Annotated in this window: 22 protein-coding genes; 14 read left to right on the top strand and 8 right to left on the bottom strand. The window is 70.8% G+C overall.

Translation table 11 applies throughout. The features are described from left to right. Nucleotides 1–271: 271 nt before the first annotated feature. Both ACFYZS_RS17305 and ACFYZS_RS17300 read right to left on the bottom strand, forming a co-directional pair. The gene (locus tag ACFYZS_RS17305; RefSeq protein WP_389012565.1) at nt 272–1,312 is read right to left on the bottom strand and encodes a hypothetical protein; all 1,041 of its coding nucleotides are present in this window, start codon (nt 1,310–1,312) and stop codon (nt 272–274) included. After that, nucleotides 1,312–2,055 (bottom strand): RNA polymerase sigma factor, encoded by a 744-nt coding sequence (locus ACFYZS_RS17300; protein WP_389012692.1) that lies wholly within the window; start codon nt 2,053–2,055, stop codon nt 1,312–1,314. Before ACFYZS_RS17300 ends, ACFYZS_RS17305 begins: the two co-directional genes overlap by 1 nt. A gap of 333 nt (nt 2,056–2,388) precedes the next feature. Between ACFYZS_RS17300 and ACFYZS_RS17295 the strand changes: the two genes are divergently transcribed. From ACFYZS_RS17295 to ACFYZS_RS17235, 13 genes are all read left to right on the top strand, one after another. After that, a complete protein-coding gene (locus tag ACFYZS_RS17295) occupies nt 2,389–2,994 on the top strand; it encodes a 2-oxo-4-hydroxy-4-carboxy-5-ureidoimidazoline decarboxylase (protein WP_389012563.1) in 606 nt (201 codons plus the stop codon). A 152-nt stretch (nt 2,995–3,146) separates the two neighbouring features. Continuing rightward, nucleotides 3,147–3,527, top strand: a complete 381-nt coding sequence (sdhC, locus tag ACFYZS_RS17290; protein WP_078864375.1) for a succinate dehydrogenase, cytochrome b556 subunit — start codon at nt 3,147–3,149, stop codon at nt 3,525–3,527. A 5-nt stretch (nt 3,528–3,532) separates the two neighbouring features. After that, nucleotides 3,533–4,015, top strand: a complete 483-nt coding sequence (locus tag ACFYZS_RS17285; protein WP_179177605.1) for a succinate dehydrogenase hydrophobic membrane anchor subunit — start codon at nt 3,533–3,535, stop codon at nt 4,013–4,015. Between the two features lie 24 nt (nt 4,016–4,039). After that, nucleotides 4,040–5,794, top strand: coding sequence for a succinate dehydrogenase flavoprotein subunit (gene sdhA / locus ACFYZS_RS17280; RefSeq protein ID WP_134071845.1), 1,755 nt, complete (start codon nt 4,040–4,042; stop codon nt 5,792–5,794). Next, nucleotides 5,794–6,552: a succinate dehydrogenase iron-sulfur subunit gene (locus tag ACFYZS_RS17275; RefSeq protein ID WP_030865238.1), complete on the top strand. Its 759-nt coding sequence runs from the start codon at nt 5,794–5,796 to the stop codon at nt 6,550–6,552. The genes sdhA and ACFYZS_RS17275 overlap by 1 nt, the downstream gene beginning before the upstream one ends. A gap of 157 nt (nt 6,553–6,709) precedes the next feature. Next, the gene (locus ACFYZS_RS17270) at nt 6,710–7,324 is read left to right on the top strand and encodes a Uma2 family endonuclease (protein WP_389012557.1); all 615 of its coding nucleotides are present in this window, start codon (nt 6,710–6,712) and stop codon (nt 7,322–7,324) included. 55 nt (nt 7,325–7,379) lie between these two features. Further along, entirely contained in the window at nt 7,380–7,946 is a 567-nt protein-coding gene (locus ACFYZS_RS17265) for a hypothetical protein (protein ID WP_389012554.1), read from the top strand. Nucleotides 7,947–7,981: 35 nt separating this feature from the next. Then, nucleotides 7,982–8,347, top strand: coding sequence for an alpha/beta fold hydrolase (locus tag ACFYZS_RS17260; RefSeq protein ID WP_389012551.1), 366 nt, complete (start codon nt 7,982–7,984; stop codon nt 8,345–8,347). A 2-nt stretch (nt 8,348–8,349) separates the two neighbouring features. Beyond that, a complete protein-coding gene (locus ACFYZS_RS17255; protein WP_389012548.1) occupies nt 8,350–8,949 on the top strand; it encodes a Uma2 family endonuclease in 600 nt (199 codons plus the stop codon). A gap of 51 nt (nt 8,950–9,000) precedes the next feature. Continuing rightward, complete coding sequence (locus ACFYZS_RS17250; protein WP_389012545.1) at nt 9,001–11,007, top strand: bifunctional metallophosphatase/5'-nucleotidase; 2,007 nt, start codon at nt 9,001–9,003, stop codon at nt 11,005–11,007. A 118-nt stretch (nt 11,008–11,125) separates the two neighbouring features. Further along, nucleotides 11,126–11,530, top strand: coding sequence for a hypothetical protein (locus ACFYZS_RS17245; RefSeq protein ID WP_389012542.1), 405 nt, complete (start codon nt 11,126–11,128; stop codon nt 11,528–11,530). Nucleotides 11,531–11,533: 3 nt separating this feature from the next. After that, nucleotides 11,534–11,995, top strand: coding sequence for a thiol-disulfide oxidoreductase DCC family protein (locus ACFYZS_RS17240; protein WP_389012540.1), 462 nt, complete (start codon nt 11,534–11,536; stop codon nt 11,993–11,995). An 11-nt stretch (nt 11,996–12,006) separates the two neighbouring features. Then, on the top strand, nt 12,007–12,768 hold the full coding sequence (locus tag ACFYZS_RS17235) for a TetR family transcriptional regulator (protein WP_389012537.1): 762 nt from the start codon (nt 12,007–12,009) through the stop codon (nt 12,766–12,768). On the opposite strand, the gene ACFYZS_RS17230 is transcribed toward ACFYZS_RS17235, so the two are convergent. From ACFYZS_RS17230 to ACFYZS_RS17220, 3 genes are all read right to left on the bottom strand, one after another. Next, a complete protein-coding gene (locus ACFYZS_RS17230) occupies nt 12,755–14,317 on the bottom strand; it encodes an ABC transporter substrate-binding protein (RefSeq protein ID WP_389012534.1) in 1,563 nt (520 codons plus the stop codon). The genes ACFYZS_RS17235 and ACFYZS_RS17230 overlap by 14 nt on opposite strands. Before the next feature lie 140 nt (nt 14,318–14,457). Further along, the gene (locus ACFYZS_RS17225) at nt 14,458–15,780 is read right to left on the bottom strand and encodes a metallophosphoesterase (protein WP_389012689.1); all 1,323 of its coding nucleotides are present in this window, start codon (nt 15,778–15,780) and stop codon (nt 14,458–14,460) included. Nucleotides 15,781–15,785: 5 nt separating this feature from the next. Continuing rightward, nucleotides 15,786–16,046 (bottom strand): SCO4848 family membrane protein, encoded by a 261-nt coding sequence (locus ACFYZS_RS17220; RefSeq protein ID WP_030154873.1) that lies wholly within the window; start codon nt 16,044–16,046, stop codon nt 15,786–15,788. A 121-nt stretch (nt 16,047–16,167) separates the two neighbouring features. Here ACFYZS_RS17220 and ACFYZS_RS17215 point away from each other — a divergent pair, with 121 nt between their 5' ends. Beyond that, nucleotides 16,168–17,436, top strand: a complete 1,269-nt coding sequence (locus ACFYZS_RS17215; RefSeq protein ID WP_389012531.1) for a D-alanyl-D-alanine carboxypeptidase family protein — start codon at nt 16,168–16,170, stop codon at nt 17,434–17,436. Here the strand turns inward: ACFYZS_RS17215 and ACFYZS_RS17210 are convergent. The 3 genes from ACFYZS_RS17210 to trpS all read right to left on the bottom strand — a co-directional run bounded on the left by ACFYZS_RS17210 (nt 17,433) and on the right by trpS (nt 20,300). Further along, on the bottom strand, nt 17,433–18,389 hold the full coding sequence (locus tag ACFYZS_RS17210; RefSeq protein WP_389012528.1) for a YihY/virulence factor BrkB family protein: 957 nt from the start codon (nt 18,387–18,389) through the stop codon (nt 17,433–17,435). The genes ACFYZS_RS17215 and ACFYZS_RS17210 overlap by 4 nt on opposite strands. Nucleotides 18,390–18,555: 166 nt before the next feature. Continuing rightward, nucleotides 18,556–19,176 carry a 2'-5' RNA ligase family protein gene (locus ACFYZS_RS17205; protein ID WP_389012525.1) on the bottom strand — a complete coding sequence of 207 codons (621 nt, stop codon included), beginning with the start codon at nt 19,174–19,176 and terminating at the stop codon, nt 18,556–18,558. 110 nt (nt 19,177–19,286) lie between these two features. Then, complete coding sequence (gene trpS / locus ACFYZS_RS17200) at nt 19,287–20,300, bottom strand: tryptophan--tRNA ligase (protein ID WP_389012522.1); 1,014 nt, start codon at nt 20,298–20,300, stop codon at nt 19,287–19,289. Nucleotides 20,301–20,361: the final 61 nt, after the last annotated feature.

Below are 20,361 nucleotides of genomic sequence, written 5' to 3'. Positions count from 1 at the left end.
GTAGAGGGCGCGGGCAGGGCCGGGGGAACGAACCCCGCCCGCGCCGGGTGCGCAGAGCCCAGGGGTACGGGGGGAACCCCGGCTCATGCGCGGCCGATGACCAGTCGGCTCGATATGTACTGCGCCGCAGGTTCGAAAAGTGTTACAGCCCGTTCATGACGTCGCGCGCAACCTGTCCGGTGAGCCCGTACGGACCACCCGAACGATGGCCGGAAACCGCCCTCGGCCCTCAGCGCCGAGGGCTCGGCCCCGAGTGATCGGCCCCGAGTGATCAGCGCGAGGGCAGGCGGGCGGGCGCGGACATCCCCGGGCTGGCCGGGGTCAGCGTCGGCGCCTTGAGCACGTCGCCCCCGATGTCCGAACCGCGCGGGACGGTCGGGGTGGTGCTCCTGGCCGGCCCGTCGAGCAGTTCCTCGCAGAAGTGCGGGATGCGCGCGAGGCCCTTCGCCAGCTTCGAGAGCTTGTCGCGGCGGTCCGAGTTCATCTCCCCCGACCGGTAGGCCTCGCACAGGTCCACCGCCTTGAGGCGGGTCTGCTTGTCGCCGTCCTTCAGCGAGGTGGTCCCGCCCGCGAGGGCGTCCTTGCCGTCCCTCGTGCCCGCGCCGTCCCGGCCGTCCTTGTCGGCGCCGCCGCCGGACGCCGCGTCGGGGCCCGTCACCGTGCCGGTCCCGAACCCCTGCAGCGCGCCCGAGTCCAGGCCGCCGGGCGCCTGCCCGCCGCCCGGGGAGGGCTGCACTCCGTCGGCGCCCCGGAAGGGGGTGGGCCACAGCTGCGGGCCCGGGGTCGGGCCCCCGTTGTCGCCGGGCGGCGTCGGGTTCTCGTCGGCGCTGAGGGACACCGCCGGTACGGGACCCGCCGAATCGTGGGTGTTCTGGTCCAGCAGGCCGGCCCCCGCGGCGACCGCCAGGCCGCCGACGGCGACGCCCGCCAGCGCGGCGACGAGACCGAACCGCACCGGGCGGCTGCGCCGGGCCGGGGACACGGGGGCGGCGAGCGGAAGGATCCTGCCGAGTTCCACGAGGGGGGAGGTGTCGCCGCCGACCGGAGCGGACATCCCGGACAGCGCCGGCGTGCCGGACATCGCCGGAGCCCCGGCCCCGGCGCGCGCCGCACGGAACGCGGCCACCGCGGCGGCCTCGCCGGGCAGTTCCGCGCCGGCGCAGGGCTGCGGTCCGGCCAGCATGTCGAGGGCGGCCCTGAGCCGGGCCTCGGCTTCGCGGGCGCTCCGGTCGCCGCCAGGTACGGCCTGGCCGCCGCTCAGCACTCGTTCCGCCGCGGCCCGGTCCAGCCACCTGTTGCGCTCGTCGGCCATCACATGTCCTTCTGCGTCCGCCAACGTGAATGCGTCACACCGGTTTGCTGTACGAGACCAGCGCCCCGGCCGCGTTGCGCGGGCACCGCGTCGAGATCCCTCCCGCCCCCGCCGTCCCGCGCCTGGCCACCGGCATTATGGCCGACCGGCTCCGCCGCGTCCGCGCCCGGATCCGACTCCGGCGCGAAGCCGCCCTCCGCGCCGAGCATCTCGGCCAGTTTCTTCAGGCCCCGATGGGCAGCGGTGCGTACGGCCCCGGGCCGCTTGCCCAGGGTCTCGGCCGCGCTCTTCGCGTCGAGGCCGACCACGACCCGGAGCACCACGGCCTCGGCCTGGTCCTGCGGAAGCCGGGCGATCAATGCCATGGCCTGGCCCGTCGACAGGGCCTCCATCGCCTGGTCGGCGGTGTCGCTGTCGGCGGCGCGGCCCGTCAGCTCGGTCTCGTCCCCGCCGATGGCGGGACGGCGTCCGCGCATGCGGATGTGGTCGAGCGCACGGTTGCGCCCGATGCGGGCGGCCCAGCCGCGGAAGCGGTCGGCGTCGCCGGTGAAGGAGTCGAGGTCGCGGGCGATCTGCAGCCACGCCTCCGAGGTCACGTCCTCCGCGTCGCCGTCTCCGACGAGCGTGCGTACGTAACCGAGCAGGCGCGGGTGCACGGCGCGGTACACAGCACGGAACGCGCTCTCGTCGCCGCCCTGTGCCGCGAGCACCGCGGCGGTCAGCTCCGCGTCGTCCCCCAGCAAAGTCCCCAACCGTTTCACTGTCCTGTACCTGTGGCGCAAATCAGCACGTTACGGCTTTCAAGTACCTTCGTCCACGAGTTGTACGGGGAGCAACCAATCGTGCGCGAAGCGGGGTGTGACACAAAACGCACTCGCGGCGCTGTCAGGGGTACGGGCTTGTCGCACGAGCCCGTACGGACGGCGACCGGGGCCTCTCCTGTGGGGGGTGGCGGCCTCGGTCGTCTTCCTCTCTCCCCCACCCGGCCGTTCCCGCGCCACGCCCGTCATCCTTTCGGCTCACTTCCGGGTGAAAACCTCGGATCGGTACGACACACCCGGCCCGGCGTCGCTAGCGTGGCGGTACACCCGCGCCACGCCCCGAGGAGCCCCCCGCTGTCCAGCCACCTTCCGGCACAGGCCCGCGGCAGCTCCGATCCCTCCCACGGCTCCGGACTGGCGCGGTTCAACGCCCTCTCCCCCGAGGCCGCCGAGGCCGTGCTGCTGCACTGCTGCGGAAGCCGGCGCTGGGCGCAGCGGGTGGCCGCGCACCGACCGTACCCGGATCCGGGCGCACTGCTGGCCGCCGCCGACGAGGCCTCGTACGACCTCTCCCAGGCGGACCTGAGCGAGGCGCTGGCCTCGGAGTTCCCGGTGGAGCTGGACCACGGGGCCTCCTACGCCGCACTCCTGGCGCTCGACGCCGCGCACGCCGAGTACGAGCGCAACTTCGGCCACGTCTTCGTGATCTGCCTGGACGGGCACCCCCCGGAGGAGCAGGCGGACCAGCTGCTCGCGGCGATCCGGCGGCGGATGGAGCTGGAGGCGGACGAGGAGCGGTCGATCTCGGCGGACGAGCTGCGCCGCCTCGCCCAGGTGCGGCTCGCCGACCTGACATATTGGCTGACCTCCCAGGACGGGGTAAACACCGAGGATTCAGGGCTATTCGCCCCTGTGGGATAGTCCGTCCGTGCCTGTTTGATCACACCGATGGACCCGGCGCAAGGGAACCGACAAAGCGTCGCTACGATGTCCGGGGCCGGAGGACCGTACCCGGCCGGGCCCGACCGACAAAGAAGCCGGCTGGCCCCCGCCCCGCTTCCGGAGGGTTTTCCGTGCCGGCTGGAACGTTGTACCGCGGCCGGGAAGGAATGTGGTCCTGGGTGGCTCATCGAGTCACCGGCGTCCTCATCTTCTTCTTCCTGTTCGTACACGTCCTCGACACCGCTCTCGTCCGCGTCTCCCCCGAGGCGTACGACGATGTCGTGGCTACCTACAAGACTCCGATCGTCGCGCTGCTGGAGTACGGCCTCGTGGCCGCCATCCTCTTCCACGCGCTGAACGGTCTCCGTGTGATCGCCGTGGACTTCTGGTCCAAGGGCCCCCGCCTCCAGAAGCAGATGCTCTGGGGCGTCGTGATCGTCTGGATCATCCTGATGATCGGGGCCCTGTACCCCGTCCTGGGCCACGCAGCTGCCGAACTGTTCGGGAAGTGACACCCATGTCTTCTGACACTTCTTCCGCCCAGGCCATCGGCGACGTGGAGGGCGTAAGCCTCTACGACGTCGACAACCCGGCGCCGTACATCGAGGCCCCGCGCAAGCGCACGGGCAAGACGCCCCGCTCGACCCGCGGCAACTTCGAGATGGCCGCCTGGCTGTTCATGCGCCTCTCGGGCATCGTGCTCGTCGTCCTCGTCATCGGCCACCTGCTGATCCAGCTGGTGCTGGACGGCGGCGTCTCCAAGATCGGCTTCGCCTTCGTGGCCGGCCGCTGGGCGTCCCCGTTCTGGCAGGTCTGGGACCTGCTGATGCTGTGGCTCGCCATGCTGCACGGGGCCAACGGCCTGCGCACGGTCATCAACGACTACGCGGAGCGCGCCAACACGCGGCTGTGGCTGAAGGGCCTGCTCTACACCGCCACGGTGTTCACCATCCTTCTGGGCACGCTGGTGATCTTCACCTTCGACCCGAACATCCGCTAGGCAACGGGGCTGAGGCGAAACAAGATGAAGATCCACAAGTACGACACCGTCATCGTCGGCGCAGGTGGCGCGGGCATGCGTGCCGCCATCGAGTCGACGAAGCGCAGCCGCACCGCCGTGCTGACGAAGCTGTACCCCACCCGCTCCCACACGGGCGCCGCGCAGGGCGGCATGGCCGCCGCGCTGGCGAACGTGGAGGAGGACAACTGGGAGTGGCACACCTTCGACACGGTCAAGGGCGGTGACTACCTGGTCGACCAGGACGCCGCCGAGATCCTGGCGAAGGAGGCCATCGACGCCGTCCTCGACCTGGAGAAGATGGGCCTGCCGTTCAACCGCACCCCGGACGGCACCATCGACCAGCGCCGCTTCGGCGGCCACTCGCGCAACCACGGCGAGGCGCCGGTCCGCCGGTCCTGCTACGCCGCGGACCGCACCGGCCACATGATCCTCCAGACGCTGTACCAGAACTGCGTCAAGGAGGGCGTGGAGTTCTTCAACGAGTTCTACGTCCTGGACCAGCTCCTCGTCGAGGAGGACGGCGTCAAGAAGTCGGCCGGTGTGGTCGCGTACGAGCTCGCCACCGGCGAGATCCACGTGTTCCAGGCGAAGGCCGTCATCTACGCCTCCGGCGGCACCGGCAAGTTCTTCAAGGTGACCTCCAACGCGCACACCCTCACGGGTGACGGCCAGGCGGCCTGCTACCGCCGCGGCCTGCCGCTCGAGGACATGGAGTTCTTCCAGTTCCACCCGACGGGCATCTGGCGCATGGGCATCCTGCTGACGGAGGGCGCCCGCGGTGAGGGCGGCATCCTCCGCAACAAGGACGGCGAGCGCTTCATGGAGAAGTACGCGCCGGTCATGAAGGACCTCGCGTCCCGTGACGTCGTCTCGCGCTCCATCTACACCGAGATCCGCGAGGGCCGCGGCTGCGGTCCGGCCGGCGACCACGTGTACCTGGACCTGACGCACCTTCCGCCGGAGCAGCTCGACGCGAAGCTCCCGGACATCACCGAGTTCGCGCGCACCTACCTGGGCATCGAGCCGTACACGGACCCGATCCCGATCCAGCCCACCGCGCACTACGCCATGGGCGGCATCCCGACGAACGTCGAGGGTGAGGTCCTGGCGGACAACACCACCGTCGTCCCGGGCCTGTACGCGGCCGGCGAGGTCGCCTGCGTCTCCGTGCACGGCGCCAACCGCCTCGGCACCAACTCGCTGCTGGACATCAACGTGTTCGGCAAGCGCTCGGGCATCGCCGCGGCGAAGTACTCGCAGGAGAACGACTACGTCGAGCTCCCCGAGAACCCGGCGCAGCAGGTCATCGACCTCGTCGAGCACCTGCGCAACTCCACGGGCAAGGAGCGGGTCGCCGACCTGCGCCTGGAGCTCCAGGAGACGATGGACGCCTGCGTGATGGTGTTCCGTACGGAGCAGACCATCAAGACCGCGGTCGAGAAGATCGCGGAGCTGCGCGAGCGCTACAAGAACGTGTCCGTCCAGGACAAGGGCAAGCGCTTCAACACGGACCTGCTGGAAGCCATCGAGCTGGGCAACCTGCTCGACCTGGCCGAGGTCATGGCCGTGTCCGCGCTCGCGCGCAAGGAGTCCCGCGGCGGTCACTACCGCGAGGACTACCCGAACCGCGACGACGTCAACTTCATGCGCCACACCATGGCGTACCGCGAGGTCGGAGCCGATGGCTCGGACTCGGTCCGGCTCGACTACAAGCCGGTCGTGACGACCCGCTACCAGCCGATGGAGCGTAAGTACTGATGGCTACCCCCACCCTGGAAAAGATGGAAGAGGCGGCCGCGGCCTCCCCGTACATCACGGTCACCTTCCGGATCCGCCGCTTCAACCCCGAGATCTCGGACGAGGCGCAGTGGCAGGACTTCCAGATCGAGATCGACCCGAAGGAGCGCGTGCTCGACGGTCTCCACAAGATCAAGTGGGACCTCGACGGCACGCTGACCTTCCGCCGGTCGTGCGCGCACGGCATCTGCGGCTCCGACGCGATGCGGATCAACGGCAAGAACAGGCTCGCCTGCAAGACGCTGATCAAGGACATCAACCCGGAGAAGCCGATCACGGTCGAGGCCATCAAGGGCCTCACGGTGATGAAGGACCTTGTCGTCGACATGGAGCCCTTCTTCCAGGCGTACCGCGACGTCATGCCGTTCCTCGTCACCAAGGGGAACGAGCCGACGCGCGAGCGCCTGCAGTCGGCGGAGGACCGCGAGCGGTTCGACGACACCACGAAGTGCATCCTGTGCGCGGCGTGCACCTCGTCGTGCCCGGTGTTCTGGAACGACGGGCAGTACTTCGGCCCGGCGGCGATCGTCAACGCGCACCGCTTCATCTTCGACTCGCGTGACGAGGCCGGCGAGCAGCGCCTGGAGATCCTGAACGACAAGGACGGCGTGTGGCGCTGCCGCACGACCTTCAACTGCACCGACGCGTGCCCCCGCGGCATCGAGGTCACGAAGGCGATCCAGGAAGTCAAGCGCGCCCTGATCACGCGCCGCTTCTGATTCCCGACGCGGCCGCGCTCGTACGAGGGCCCCGCTCCCCGGTTTTCCACCGGAGGGCGGGGCCCTCGCCCGTTCGGGTGAGCACGCGGCTTCCGGCCGCGGGGCCCGTACCCGTCCTACGATGATGCTCTCGACAGCAGCCCACGGGAGGCACGTGATGTCCGCAGCACCCGCTGAGCGTCCCCACAGTGAATGGCCACTGATCGATCTGGCCAACGAGATCGTGGATCGGCGCCCGGGGTACCGAGTCGAGATCATCGGAGGGCAGATCCTCGTGTCCCCACCGGCAGACGGCAACCACGCCGAGGCCCTGACCGACCTCATGGTTCCGTTCCTCACGGTGGGACTGCACGGCCCGGAGTCGAGGGTGGTGCAGGCCGTCGGCATTTGGCTCCCCGACGGTCGTGAGGACTATGCGATCCCCGATCTCTCCCTGGTGGACGCCGACTTCCGGGACCACCTCGTCCAGAACAACTGCTACGACCCCGTCGCCTTCCGCCTGGTCCTGGAGGTCACCTCCAGCAACCACCAGACCGATTTGCGGACCAAGGCCACCGCCTACGCCAACGCCAAGGTCCCCGTTTACGTGATCGTGGATCGCCGGCACAACCGCCTGCACGTCCTCACCGATCCGGTCCAGGACGAGTACGCCACCCACCGCGTCCACGCCGCCGGGGAGCTCGTCACCCTGCCCGAGTCGGTCGGCGCCAAGGTGACCCTGGACGTCGAGGCCGTCCTCGCGGCGGCGCGGCGCAAACCCGAGAGCGAATAGGCGGCTGCTCCGACCGGGGTACTCGGGTGGGGGTGGCTGTGGAAAGATCGAGCGCATGAGCGAGCAGCAGCCGAATCCGTACTCAGGTGACAACGGGGCCCCAGGGGGCCCGGGTTATGGATATCCGCAGGGATATCCGGCGACTCCGGGGGCTCCCGGTTACGGGTACCCGGCCACTCCGCCCGCGCCCGGTTACCAGCCGACCGTCGGCGGCGCCGGCATTCCGGCCCCCGGGCTGCCCCCGGTGATGCCGCCCGCGCAGCCCCAGGCGTACGGCGGCGGGTCCGGGTTCGCCCTCGGCGACATCACCATCGCCGGGGACCAGATCATGACCCCCTCGGGCCCGATGCCGCTCAAGGGCGCCATGTGGAACGCCTCGGACCTCTCGCGCACCGAGACGAAGATCCCGGCCCACGCCATCGTGCTCGCGGTGATCTTCTTCCTGTTCTGCCTGCTCGGTCTGCTCTTCCTCCTCATGAAGGAGAAGACCACCACCGGCTACGTCCAGGTCACCGTCACCAGCGGCGGCCGGCACCACTCCACGATGATCCCGGCGGTCGACGCGAGCACGTACCCCTGGGTCATGAACCAGATCAACTACGCCCGCTCGCTCAGCATCTGACCATGCCCCCGTGAACCCCCTCCTCGCGCACGACGTTGGCCGGCCCGGCGGCCGTCGCGCCCTACCGCGACGAGGACGACGTACTGGACCTGCTGGACTCCCTGGGCATCGGACGGGCCGCCTTCGTCGGGTCCTCCTACGGTGGCCGCGTCGCGCTCGGGATCGCGTCGCGGCATCAGGAGCGGGTGGCCGCGCCGGTCCGCACGATGCAGCGCCGGATCTTCGAGGCGGCCCGGCTCCCGGCCGCCGGCCACGAACTCCCGGAGCGCGAGAGCGACCTCGGGGCGGTCACGGCCCCGACCCTCGTGATCGGCGGCGCCCACGACGTCGAGGACTTCCGCATCCTCGCCGCCGGCCTCCCCGACCGCGTCCCCGGCGCCCGCCACACGGAACTCCGCTGACCTTGCTCGAAGAGGCCAACAGACTCATCGAGCAGAACCCTGGCTACCGCGTCGAGATCATCGGAGGCCAGCTCACTGCGACGCCGCCTGCGGACATCCCCCACTCCAGGGTGCTGAACAAGATCACCCGACCGCTCGTCGCCGCGGGCCTGGACGACGGAGAGACAGAGGTGCATCAGGGGATCGGGCTGTGGCTGCCGGAGGGGCCGGAGGACTACGCCATCCCCGACCTCGTCGTCGTCGATGCCGACAGCGACGGGCACCTCGTCAGGAACAACTGCTACGACCCGGTCGTGTTCCGCCTCGTCCTCGAGGTGACGTCCAGCAATTTCAACACCGACCTGCGCTTCAAGGTCGGCGCGTACGCGCAGGCCATGATCCCGATCTACGTGATCGTCAACCGGAAGCACCAGCGGGTGCACGTGCTCACCGAGCCGGCAGGGGGCGAGTGCGGGAGCCACCGCGTGTACGCGGCCGGCGAGCTGGCCAGCCTGCCCGACAGCCTCGGCGCCAAGGTCACGCTCGACGTCGGGGAGCTGCTGGCCGCCGGCCGGCCGCAGCCGGGGAAGCCCGGGACGCCACGGGAGACCGAGGGCGGGTAAGCGGCGGCGGGGCGTGTCGACAGGGGGGCCCGGGCGCGGGAACATGCCCCCGTGACGAGGCACTCGTACTCCACGACCCACTGTCCGGACCGGAGTTCACCTCACCTCGGGCGGCGGGGTTTCCTCACCGCCCTGGGGACCGCCGCGGCCACCTTCGCCACCGGGGTCCCCGCCCACGCCACCGAGCACGCGCGCGACGCCGCCTCCGCCGTCGAGTACGTCGACGTCCAGCTCCTCAACATCACCGACCTGCACGGCTACCTCCAGGCCGCCCCCGGCACCAACGCCACCATCAGCGGGAACGGTTCACAGAAGTACACCGTCGGGGGCGTGGCCCACATGGCCGCCCACCTCGCCCGCCTCCGGGCCGGCCGCGCCAACTCGTTCTTCTTCACCCCCGGAGACGCCTTCTCCGGCTGGGAGTTCGACGCCGCCGCCTTCGCCGACGAGCCCACCATCGAGGCACTGAACCGGATGGGCCTCGACTTCGCGACCGCCGGGAACCACGAGTTCGACAAGTCCCCGGCCTTCCTCCAGCGGCACATGGAGCAGGGGGTCGCCTTCCCCGTCGAGGGGCGCGACGCCACGTTCACGGACTCCTCCGGCACCCGCTTCCACGGCGCCGCGTTCCGCTTCCACAGCGCCAACGTGGTGCGCTCCGCCGACCGCACCAGCACCGTCCTGCCCGCCTACAACATCGAGACGGTACGGACGGCCGCGGGCCAGGAGCTGCGGATCGGGTTCATCCACCTCACCGCCCTCGGCACCGAGCTCTTCCCCTGCTCCTACCAGCCCGGCCTCGCGACCCTCGCCGAGGTCGCCACCGCCGACCGGTGCGCGGCCGAGCTCAAGGCCCAGGGGGTCAACGCGATCGTCCTCAGCATGCACGACGGGGCCGTCGCCGGCGCCGACTTCAACAGCGGAACCGACCCCTCCGGGCCCGCCCTCGACCTGGCGCTGCGCGTCTCCCCCGACATCGACGCCATTGTCACCGGCCACTGGCACACCCGGTTCAACATGATGCTCCCGGACCCGAACGGCGTCCCGCGCCCCTTCGTCGAGGCCGGCTGCTACGGCCAGCTCATCAACGAGATCAACCTCCGCCTCGACCCGGCCACCGGCAAGGTGGTGCGCGAGCTGACGGTCTCCACGAACCACCCCAACACCCGCGACGTCACCCCCGACCCCGCCCTCAAGGAGGTCGTGGACTACTGGGCCGGCCAGGCCGCGGCCCGCGACACCTCCAAGATCGGCAAGCAGACCGGCTCGTTCGTCCGTACGCGCAACGCCGCCGGCGAGAGCACGATGGGCGACCTCGCCGCCGACTGGGCGCTGTGGGCCGGCAGCAGGCCCACCGATCCCGAGAACGACGCCAACGTCCACCCCAACGTCCCGGCCCGGCTGGCCCTGGTCGCCGCGGCCCCGCGCGTCGGCGTGAGCGTGATCGCGGGCGATCTCGTACGGGACGCCGCCTCGGGCGGCGCCGTCACCTTCGGCCGCGCCTGGAGGGCCGTCGGCTTCGGCGACCCGATCGTCAGCGCCACGGTCACCGGGCAGCAGATCCACGACGCGCTGGAGCAGCAGTGGACGACCGCGGCCAGCGGTGAACTGCTCTTCGCGCCGCTGGCCGTCTCCGGGAACGTCCGCTACACCTTCGACACCCTGGGCCGGGTCGGCGACCGGGTGGACCCGGCCGAGGTGTTCGTCGACGGCGTCGCGCTCGACCTCACCGGCACCTACCGCCTCGCCGCCCCCTCGTACACCTTCCTGGCGAACGACGGCTACGGGGCACTGAGCGACTGCCAGGCCCCGTACCGCCACCAGCGCGACTTCGAGAGCTTCGTGGCCTACGTCCGCGAGGCGCAGACCCTCACCCCGGCCCCCCTGAACCGCGTCACCGCCGCCAACACCACCCGCCGCGGCGCCGACACCGGCATCACCCTGGACCGCGGCCCCCTCCTCTACCCCGACGGCAGCCCCCTGCCCCGCCCCGAGGCCGCGATCCTCGCGGCCGACCCCGACCACACCGACCGCGAGGGGCCCCGGCCGCCCTGCTGACCGCAGCGGCTCCGCCGGCGTCGGCGGCCACCGGCACCAAGAAGGCTTGAACCTGTTCAAAAAGAGGTCTACAGTCAGTCCTGCCAACGAGTTGAACACGTTCAAGGGGGCAGAGGCAATGGACCTCACCGTCGTCGCATACGTCATCTACCTGCTCATCAGCATCGGACTGACCGTCTGGGTCGCCCGTACGCTCAGCCGCAACGGCCGCATCTTCATCGCCGACGTCCTGCACGGGAACGAGAAGCTCGCGGACGCCGTGAACCACCTCCTGGTGGTGGGGTTCTACCTCGTCAACATCGGCTTCGTGACGCTCTACCTGCGCTCGGACGTCGGCATCGACTCGGCCCGCCAACTCTTCGAGGCCCTGTCGGTCAAGCTGGGCGTCGTCCTGCTCGTCCTCGGCGTCATGCACCTCGGCAACGTCTGGGTGCTGAACAAGATGCGCCGCCGCGGGATCATGGAGCGCCAGCAGACCCCGCCCGTCGCCCCGCAGGGGTGGACCGCTCCGGCCGGGGCCTGAGCGATGACGACGGCCACGACGGCCACCACGGCCGCGACGGCGCGGGCGACCCGGCACCTGACCGTGCTCTACGACGCCGACTGTCCGCTCTGCGTCCACATCCGGCACTGGCTCCTCGGGCAGCGCTGGCTGGTGCCGCTCCGGCTGATCCCGGCCGGGTCCTTCGCGGCGCGGGGGAAGTTCCCGCAGCTCGACCACGCGTCGACGCTCCGCGAGATCACCGTCATCGGGGACGCGGGGCAGGTGTGGACCGGGACCGACGCCTTCATCGTCTGTCTGTGGGCGCTGGCGGAGCACCGGCCGAAGGCGAACTGGCTCGCCACCGCGGCGGGCCGGCCCTTCGCCCGGGCGGCCATGTACACGGCCTCCGCGTGGCGCCAGGCCGTGCGGACCGAGCCCGGCGCGGAGAGCGAAGCGGAGCCGGAGACCCCGGCCTGTGGCGACCACTGCTCCGTACCCGGCTAGGCTCGTACACCGTGACTGATCAGAAGGCTCCCAAGAGCGAGCAGACCCGCACGCTCATCCTCGAAACCGCGCTCCGCCTCTTCCAGGAGCGCGGCTTCGACAAGACGACCATGCGGGCCATCGCCAAGGAGGCAGGGGTCTCGGTCGGCAACGCCTACTACTACTTCGAGTCGAAGGAACACCTGGTCCAGGGGTTCTACGACCGGATCGGCGCCGCGCACCTGGCCGCGGTCCGGCCGATCCTGGACAGCGAGACCGATCTGCAGAAGCGGCTCGCGGGCGTGCTGACGAGCTGGCTCGACATCGCGGCGCCGTACCACGAGTTCGCCTCGCAGTTCTTCAAGAACGCCGCGGACCCGGAGAGTCCGCTCAGCCCCTTCTCCCCGGAGTCGGAGCCGGCCCGCAAGCAGGCCATCGACATGCACCGCGAGGTGCTGGCGGGCGCGAAGACCAAGGTCCCGGCCGAACTGGCCGACGTACTGCCGGAGCTGATGTGGCTCTCGCAGATGGGACTCGTCCTGTACTGGGTCTTCGACCGGTCCCCGAACAGCGAGAAGACGCGGCGGCTCGCCGAGCGCGGCGCGCAGCTGACGACGCGGGGCATCGTCCTGGCCCGGTTCCGGGTGCTGCGGCCGCTGGTGCGCGAGGTCCACGAGCTGTTCGCGGACTTCCTGCCGGGGATGGCGCAGACGGTGGTGTCGAAGAAGAAGCGGGCATCCGACCCGGATGCCGACTTCGACCCCTCGGCGGGCGGACCGGCTACAGCCAGTTGAGCTCCCACAGGCGCCAGACACCGGTCCCGTCGGAGAGGTACTGGGCTCCGGAGACGGCGTCGCGGGACATCACGTAGTCCTTCTTCTGCCAGATGGGCAGCATCGGGACGTGCTGGGAGACCAGCTTCTGGAGCTCGCGGAAGTCGGCGGCGGCCTGGCCGCGGTCCGAGAAGGACTGGGTCCGGGCGATGAGGGAGTCGATCCCCTTGTCGGAGAAGCCGTTGTTCATGCTGGAGTCGGCGCCGACGAGCGGGGCGAGGAAGTTGTCCGCGTCCGGGAAGTCGGCGATCCAGCCGATGGTGTAGGCGTCGAACTCGCCGGCCGCGTACGCCTTCTGGAAGTCGGCCCACTGGTCGACGGCCTTGATCTTGATCTGGAAGAGGCCGGTGGCCGTGAGCTGCTTCGCGATCTCGTCGGCCTCCGCGACGTTCGGGCCGCGGGTGTTCACGCCGAGGGTGATGGAGACCGGGGCGGTGATCCCGGCGTCCTTGAGCAGCTTCTTCGCGGCCGCGCCGTTGGGCGAGGGGTACGTGTCGAAGAACGGGGTGCTGTGCGAGGAGATGCCGGCCGGGACGAGGGAGTAGAGCGGGGTCACCGTGGAGCGGTGGATCTCGCCGGCCACCTTGGAGCGGTCGATGACGGCGGCGATCGCCTGGCGCACGGCGAGCGGCGCGGTCGTGGACCCGGGGCGGACGTTGAAGACCATGCTGCGGGTCTCGGAACCGCCGGAGGCCTGGTACTTGGTGTCCTTCAGGCCCGGATTGAGGCCCGCGAGCACCTCCGGCGGCATGTCGCGGTGGGCGACCTCGACCTGGTGCTCGGTCCAGGCCTGGTTGAGCTGCGCCGAGTCCTTGTAGTACCGGACGGTGACGGCCGTCTTGGCCGGCTGCTTGGACTGGCCGCGGTAGGCCGGGTTGGGCTTCAGCTCGGCACTGGTGCCGGCCTGGTACGCGCCGAGGGTGAAGGGGCCGGAGCCGTCGACCCTGCCGTCCTGGCGGAGCGAGTTCGCCGGGTACTTCTCCTTGTCGACGATCGAGGCGGCGCCCGTCGCGATCTTGAAGGGGAAGGTGGCGTCGGGCGCGGAGAGCGTGAAGGTGACGGTGCGGCCGTCCGCCTTGACCGACTGCAGCGTGTTGAACAGGGGCGCCGGTCCCTGGTCGGAGTTGATCGCCTTGATCCGGTCGAAGGAGTGCTTGACGTCCTCGGCGGTGATGGCGCGCCCGTTCGAGAACTTCAGGTCGGGGCGGAGCTCGCACTGGTACGTGGTGAGCTGCGCGCCGGTGAACTTGCAGGCGGAGGCCGCGTCCGGGACCGGGGTGTCGGAGCCGGTCTTGATGGTCAGCAGCGACTGGTAGACGTTGCTGAACAGGGCCCAGGAGCCCGCGTCGTACGCCCCGGCGGGGTCGAGGGACGAGACCACGTCGCTCGTCCCGACCCGCAGGGCGGTCCCGCTGCCGCGGCCCTCCTCCGGAAGCAGCTGCCAGGCGCCGACGCCGGCCGCGCCGATCACCAGCCCCGCCGCGATGACCTTCGTGCGGACAGACTTCACCCTTGACCCCACCCCACCCATGAAAATGCCATGGTTTGACTCGCTCACCGGATCCCCATGTCCGATTAACGGTCATCCCATCACGGAATTTCAGCCTCGGGAAGGCCGGTTCACGGCGGGTCGTTACCGGTTGCGCCCGGTCACGCCTGGTATGAGGCGAGTTCGACGACCGTGATGTCGGACGGGGCCCCGACCCGGACCGGCGGCCCCCAGGCGCCGGCGCCGCGCGAGACGTAGAGCTGGGTGTCGCCGTAGCGCTCCAGCCCGGCGACGGTGGGGTTGGCGAGCTCGGCCAGGTAGTTGCCGGGCCAGAGCTGGCCGCCGTGCGTGTGGCCCGAGAGCTGGAGGTCGACCCCGTGGCGGACCGCGTCGTGGATGACGATCGGCTGGTGGGCCATGAGCACGGCGGTGCGGGACGGGTCGCGGTCCCCGAGGGCGGCCGTGAAGTCCGGGCCGTGGCCCTCCGTCTCGCCCGCCACGTCGTTGACGCCGGCGAGGTCGAAGTACGGCAGGGAGCGGCGGGCGTTCTCCAGGGGGGTGAGGCCGAGCTCGCGGACGTGGTCGACCCACTGTCCGGCGCCGGAGAAGTACTCGTGGTTGCCGGTGACGAAGTACGAGCCGTGGCGGGCGGAGAGCCGGCGCAGGGGCTCGGCGGCGCTGCCGAGGTCGTGGACGCTGCCGTCGACGAGGTCGCCGACGACGGCGATGAGGTCGGGCTGCGTGCGGTTGATCGTCTCGACGATGCGGGTGGTGTGGGCGCGGCCGAGGACGGGGCCGAGGTGGATGTCGCTGACGACGGCGATGCGGAAGCCGTGCGCCGCGCGGGGCAGTTTCGCCAACGGGACGTGGACCCGCTTGACGCGGGGGCCGCGGAGGACCCCGTAGGTGCCGTGGGCGACGGTGCCGGTGGCCGCGAGGGCGGCCGCGCCGCCGACCGCTCGCGCGACGAACTGGCGGCGGGTCGCCCCGGCGGGGTTGGCCCGGTCCGGCTCGGCCGCTTCGGCCGGGGCCCGCGTCGGCGCGGCCGGGGAGGCCGGGTCGGTGGCGGGGGTGCCGGGGTCGGTGGCGGGCGTGGCGGCCGGGGCAGGGGCGCCGGCCGGGACGGGGGTGTCGGGGGTGCCGGCCGGGGCAGGGGCGCTGGCATGCGCCGTACGCGGCTGCCGGCGGAGCAGGAACGCCCGGACGGGCTCCGCGAGGAGCATCGCCAGGCTCAGGTACAGCAGGACCGCGAGCCACATGTAACCCGGCCAGGCCACCGACTGTTGGAGCCAGAAGGGGGCCCCCGCGCGGCCCGAGACGAGGGCGGCCAGCGAGAGGAGCGGCAGCGTGAAGGCGAGGGTGGTGCCGATGCGGCGCGCCGTGCCGCCCGGACCCGTCGTATCGCGGACCAGGCGGACCCACAGCCAGCGGTGGACCAGCACCAGCAGGGCCAGGACCACCAGCGCGATCACCGCGAAGAGCAGGATCTTCACGCGTCCGGACCCCGGCGTGATTCACGCCGCAGCGCGAGGACTCCGCGCAACCCGATCACACCAACGGCCGTCCCCAGGAGAAAGGAGGCGATGGCCAGGAGAAGGTGTACCCAGAAGTAGGCCGTCGGCTCGCCCGCCGCGTCGAATGCCAGACCACTGGCGTCCTTCCACAGGTTCCGGACGAAAGTTGCCCAGATGAACCAGCTCCACACTCCGAAGGCGAGCAGGAACCAGGAGACGGCGCGGCTGAGTTTCATGCCCCAAGTATCGGTTCGGTCCCCGGGACGGACGCGTCGGGGTGGGCTGTACCGGCGGTGGTTCGGCCATGTTGGCCGGTCCCTGGCGGCGGAGAGCCGATCGGGATGTACTTTCACCTGCGTGTCTGCAAAGAAGACCGCGCTGACGGTCCTTTCCGCCGGGCTGCTCGTCCCCGCGATGCTCGTGGTGCCCGCGCACGCCGCGCCCACCCCGCCGCCGGACGGGAAGGGACAGCCGCCCAAGGCTCCGGCCGCGGCCGCGCCGCCGGCGTCGATGTCCACCGTCGGCGGGAGCCTCCTCGGCAAGCCGGGGGTGCAGGTCAACCCGCTCGCCGGGGCCCCCGCCCTGCCGACGAGTCTGACGGGGCGTTCGTGGATCGTGGCCGACGCCGACACCGGCGAGGTGCTGGCCGCCAACAACGCGCACTGGCGGCTGCCCCCGGCGTCCACCCTGAAGATGCTCTTCGCGGACACGGTGCTGCCGAGCCTCCCGAAGGACCAGGTCCACAAGGTCACCGAGCAGGAGATGGAGGGCGTCGGCGCGGGCTCCAGCCTGGTCGGCGTCAAGGAGGACCACGAGTACTCGGTGCACGACCTGTGGCTCGGGGTGTTCCTGCGCTCCGGCAACGACGCCGTGCACGTGCTGGCCGCCATGAACGGCGGCATCGACAAGACCGTCAAGGACATGCAGGCGCACGCCGAGGAGCTCCAGGCCCTCGACACGCACGTGGTGTCCCCGGACGGGTACGACGCCCCCGAGCAGGTGTCGAGCGCGTACGACCTCACCCTCATCGCCCGCTCCGGGCTGCAGAAGCAGGACTTCCGGGAGTACTGCGGGACGGCGGAGGCGAAGTTCCCGGGACGCCAGGAGGCCGGGAAGCCGCGGGAGTACTTCGAGATCCAGAACACCAACCGGCTGATGACGGGCTCCGGCGGGCTCTCCCCGTACAAGGGCATCGCGGGGGTGAAGAACGGCAACACGACCATGGCCGGGTCGACCTTCACCGGCGCGGCGCAGCAGGGCAACAAGAAGCTCCTGGTCACGGTGATGAACCCGGCCGCGGGCGGGCTGAACTCGGTCTACGAGGAGACCGCCGACCTCTTCGACTGGGGCTTCGCGGCGATCGGCAAGGTCAAGCCGGTGGGCGAGCTGGTCCCGCCGAAGAGCGCGGACACCTCCTCGCTGGGCTCCCCCGCCCAGTCGCACGAGCACGACTCGTCGGCGGCCGGCGCGGGCGCGGGCGGAGGTGTCGGCACCGCGCTCGGGGTGGCGGGCGGGGCGCTGGCCGTGATCGCGGGCGGGGCGTACGCGGTTAACCGGCGCTGGCCGCGCAGTCCGCGCGGCCGCCGCAGCGGCGGCGCCGGCGGCGGCGGGGACCAGGTGTCCTAGGCCTCCGTGGTCCCCGTGGCCTCCGGTTTCCCCGTGGTCCCCGTGGTCCCCGTGTTCGCGGGGGCCTCGGGCTCCTCCGCGTCCTGCGCGCCGTCGCCGTCCGCGTCGGCGCCGGTGGCCGTCCAGGCGGAGCAGAACAGCAGCAGCTTCGCCATCAGGTTGATCCAGATCAGCAGGGCGACGGGCACGCCGAAGGCCCCGTACATGCTCTTCGCGGCGACCCCGCGCATATAGCCGCTGAGCAGCAGTTTCAGCAGCTCGAAGCCGGCCGCGCCGAGGAGGGCGGCCTGGACGAGGCGGCGGCGCGGCGGTTCGACGCCGGGCAGCAGGGTCAGCACGTACAGCAGCATCAGGAAGGCGGCGAGGACGCCGACGAGGAAGGCTCCGCTGCGCAGGAGCGCGCCGCCCGCGCCCTGCTGCGGCACGCCCAGCCAGGAGCCGAACTTGCCGACCGCGCTGGAGCCGAGGATCGAGGCGGCCGCCGAGGCCAGGCCCACGGCGCCCAGGCCGAAGAGGACGAGCGCGTCCTTCCCCTTGCGGAGGATGGGGTTCCCCTGGTCCTCGTCGTCCTTCTCCCACACCGCGCGCAGGCAGTCCCGCATCGAGCCGACCCACCCGATGCCGGTCACGAGGAGCAGGGCGCCGGCGACGAGCCCGACCGTGCCCGCGTTGGCGACGAGGCCGTTGATGTCGAGCTGGTCGGAGATGCCGGGGACCTGTTCGGCGAGGTTCTTCTGGAGCCGGTCCAGCTGCTCCTTGCTGAGCAGGCTCGCGCCGACGGCGGCGGCCACGGTGAGCAGCGGGAAGAGCGCGAGGAAGCTGATGAAGGTGATCGCGGAGGCGAGCCGGCTCCAGTGCACCCGGTCGAGGCGTTCGTAGGAGTGCCAGGCGTGGGTCCGCATCAGGCGGAGCACGAGCGGGCCGATCACCGGGAGTTTCGTCAGCCAGTCCATGGGGTCACGGTAAATGAGGAGACGGAAATAGCCGGGATTGCCGGGTTTGGGCACTACGGTCGTCGATTGTGACTTTTCGCGAAGTGCTTCCGACGGGCTGTTCATTCCCCACTCTGGTCCTACGTACGCTCCGCTTCCACGCCCGCAAGACCCTCGGGCCCCTGCGTCAGGAGCGGCGTACGGCGCCGTCGCCCGCGGCCCCGGCGGCCGGCGCCGCCTCATCGACCGGTGAGCCCAGCTGCGCCGGGACTCCGGCGATCGGGCCCGTGCCGAAAGGGTATTCACGCAGCTTGCGCCAGACCCCGTCCGAGCCCTGCTCGTAGAGTGCGAAACCGGTGCAGGTCCACTGCGCCGCGTAGTCGGCGAGGGTGGCGAACGCCAGGTCCATCGCCTCCTCGGAGATCCCGTGGGCGACCGTGACGTGCGGGTGGTACGGGAACGCCAGCTCCCGGCTGAGCGGCCCGGCCGGGTCGCGGACCAGGCCCTGGAGCCGGGTGCAGCCCGTACCGCCCTCGACGACCTGGACGAAGACGACCGGCGAGAGCGGGCGGAAGGTTCCCGTCCCCTCCAGCCGCATCCCGAAGGGGCCGAAGGCGGCCGCGACCTCGGCCAGGTGGGCCCTGATCTCCGGCAGCCGGTCCGCCTCCACCTCGGTGGGCGGTACGAGGGTGACGTGCGTGGGGATGCCGTGCGCGGCAGCGTCCCCGAAGCCGGCGCGCAGCTGCTGGAGCTGGCTGCCGTACGGCTCCGGGACCGCGATCGAAACGCCGAGCGTTACGGTCCCCACGTATGTCTCCTCCGTCGTTCTGGTGTGTACGGGTCGCGTACGGGTTGCGTACGGGTCCTGCCGACCCAGTGTGGGGCCAGCACCCCCCGGATTGCCAGGGCCTCCGGCGGTCAGTGCTTCGCGGGCACCAGACCGAGGCGGTCGTAGGCCTGTGCCAGGGTCTCGGCGGCGACCGCCCGGGCCTTCTCCGCGCCCTTGGCCAGGATGGAATCCAGGGTCTCCGGGTCGTCCAGGAACTCCTGGGTGCGCTGCTTGAAGGGTGTGACGAAATCGACCATCACGGCCGCCAGGTCGGTCTTCAGCGCGCCGTAGCCCTTGCCCTCGTACGAGGCCTCCAGGGCCGGGATCGACTCGCCCGTGAGGGTGGAGTAGATCGTGAGCAGGTTGCTGACGCCGGGCTTGTTCTCGATGTCGAAGCGGATCTCGGCCTCGGTGTCGGTGACCGCGCTCTTGATCTTCTTCTCGGTGACCTTGGGCTCGTCGAGGAGGTTGATCAGACCCTTGGGCGAGGACGCGGACTTCGACATCTTGATCGACGGGTCCTGGAGGTCGTAGATCTTCGCGACCTCCTTGACGATGTGCGCGGCCGGGAGCGTGAAGGTCCGGCCGTAGCGCTGGTTGAAGCGCTCGGCCAGGTCGCGGGTCAGCTCGATGTGCTGGCGCTGGTCCTCGCCGACCGGGACGGCGTTCGCCTGGTAGAGCAGGATGTCGGCGACCTGGAGGATCGGGTACGTGAACAGGCCGACGCTCGCGCTGTTCACACCGCCCTTGGCCGACTTGTCCTTGAACTGGGTCATCCGGCTGGCCTCGCCGAAGCCGGTGATGCAGTTCATGACCCAGCCGAGCTGTGCGTGCTCGGGGACGTGGCTCTGGATGAAGAGCGTGCAGCGGTCCGGGTCGAGGCCGGCGGCGAGCAGCTGGGCCGCGGAGAGGCGGGTATTGGCGCGCAGATCCTTCGGATCCTGCGGCATGGTGATCGCGTGCAGGTCGACGACCATGTAGAACGCGTCGTGCGTCTCCTGCAGGGCGACGTACTGGCGGATGGCTCCGAGGTAGTTCCCGAGGTGGAACGAGCCGGAGGTGGGCTGGATGCCGGAGAGCGCGCGAGGACGATCAGAAGCCATGGCTTCATTCTCTCAGGTACGGCGGCCCCGCCGGTCCTCACCCGTCCGGAAACCCCCCGGG

It is taken from the genome of Streptomyces sp. NPDC001903, assembly GCF_042891345.1.
Classification (GTDB): Bacteria; Actinomycetota; Actinomycetes; order Streptomycetales; family Streptomycetaceae; genus Streptomyces.
This window is presented reverse-complemented; position numbering and strand designations above follow the sequence as displayed.

Bases quoted from the DNA above. Each gene is read 5' to 3' on its own strand.
- ACFYZS_RS17305 (WP_389012565.1), bottom strand. From the start codon at position 1,312: ATGGCCGACGAGCGCAACAGGTGGCTGGACCGGGCCGCGGCGGAACGA.
- ACFYZS_RS17285 (WP_179177605.1), top strand. From the start codon at position 3,533: ATGTCTTCTGACACTTCTTCCGCCCAGGCCATCGGCGACGTGGAGGGC.
- sdhA (WP_134071845.1), top strand. From the start codon at position 4,040: ATGAAGATCCACAAGTACGACACCGTCATCGTCGGCGCAGGTGGCGCG.
- ACFYZS_RS17275 (WP_030865238.1), top strand. From the start codon at position 5,794: ATGGCTACCCCCACCCTGGAAAAGATGGAAGAGGCGGCCGCGGCCTCC.
- ACFYZS_RS17270 (WP_389012557.1), top strand. From the start codon at position 6,710: ATGTCCGCAGCACCCGCTGAGCGTCCCCACAGTGAATGGCCACTGATC.
- ACFYZS_RS17265 (WP_389012554.1), top strand. From the start codon at position 7,380: ATGAGCGAGCAGCAGCCGAATCCGTACTCAGGTGACAACGGGGCCCCA.
- ACFYZS_RS17245 (WP_389012542.1), top strand. From the start codon at position 11,126: ATGGACCTCACCGTCGTCGCATACGTCATCTACCTGCTCATCAGCATC.
- ACFYZS_RS17240 (WP_389012540.1), top strand. From the start codon at position 11,534: ATGACGACGGCCACGACGGCCACCACGGCCGCGACGGCGCGGGCGACC.
- ACFYZS_RS17220 (WP_030154873.1), bottom strand. From the start codon at position 16,046: ATGAAACTCAGCCGCGCCGTCTCCTGGTTCCTGCTCGCCTTCGGAGTG.
- ACFYZS_RS17210 (WP_389012528.1), bottom strand. From the start codon at position 18,389: ATGGACTGGCTGACGAAACTCCCGGTGATCGGCCCGCTCGTGCTCCGC.
- trpS (WP_389012522.1), bottom strand. From the start codon at position 20,300: ATGGCTTCTGATCGTCCTCGCGCGCTCTCCGGCATCCAGCCCACCTCC.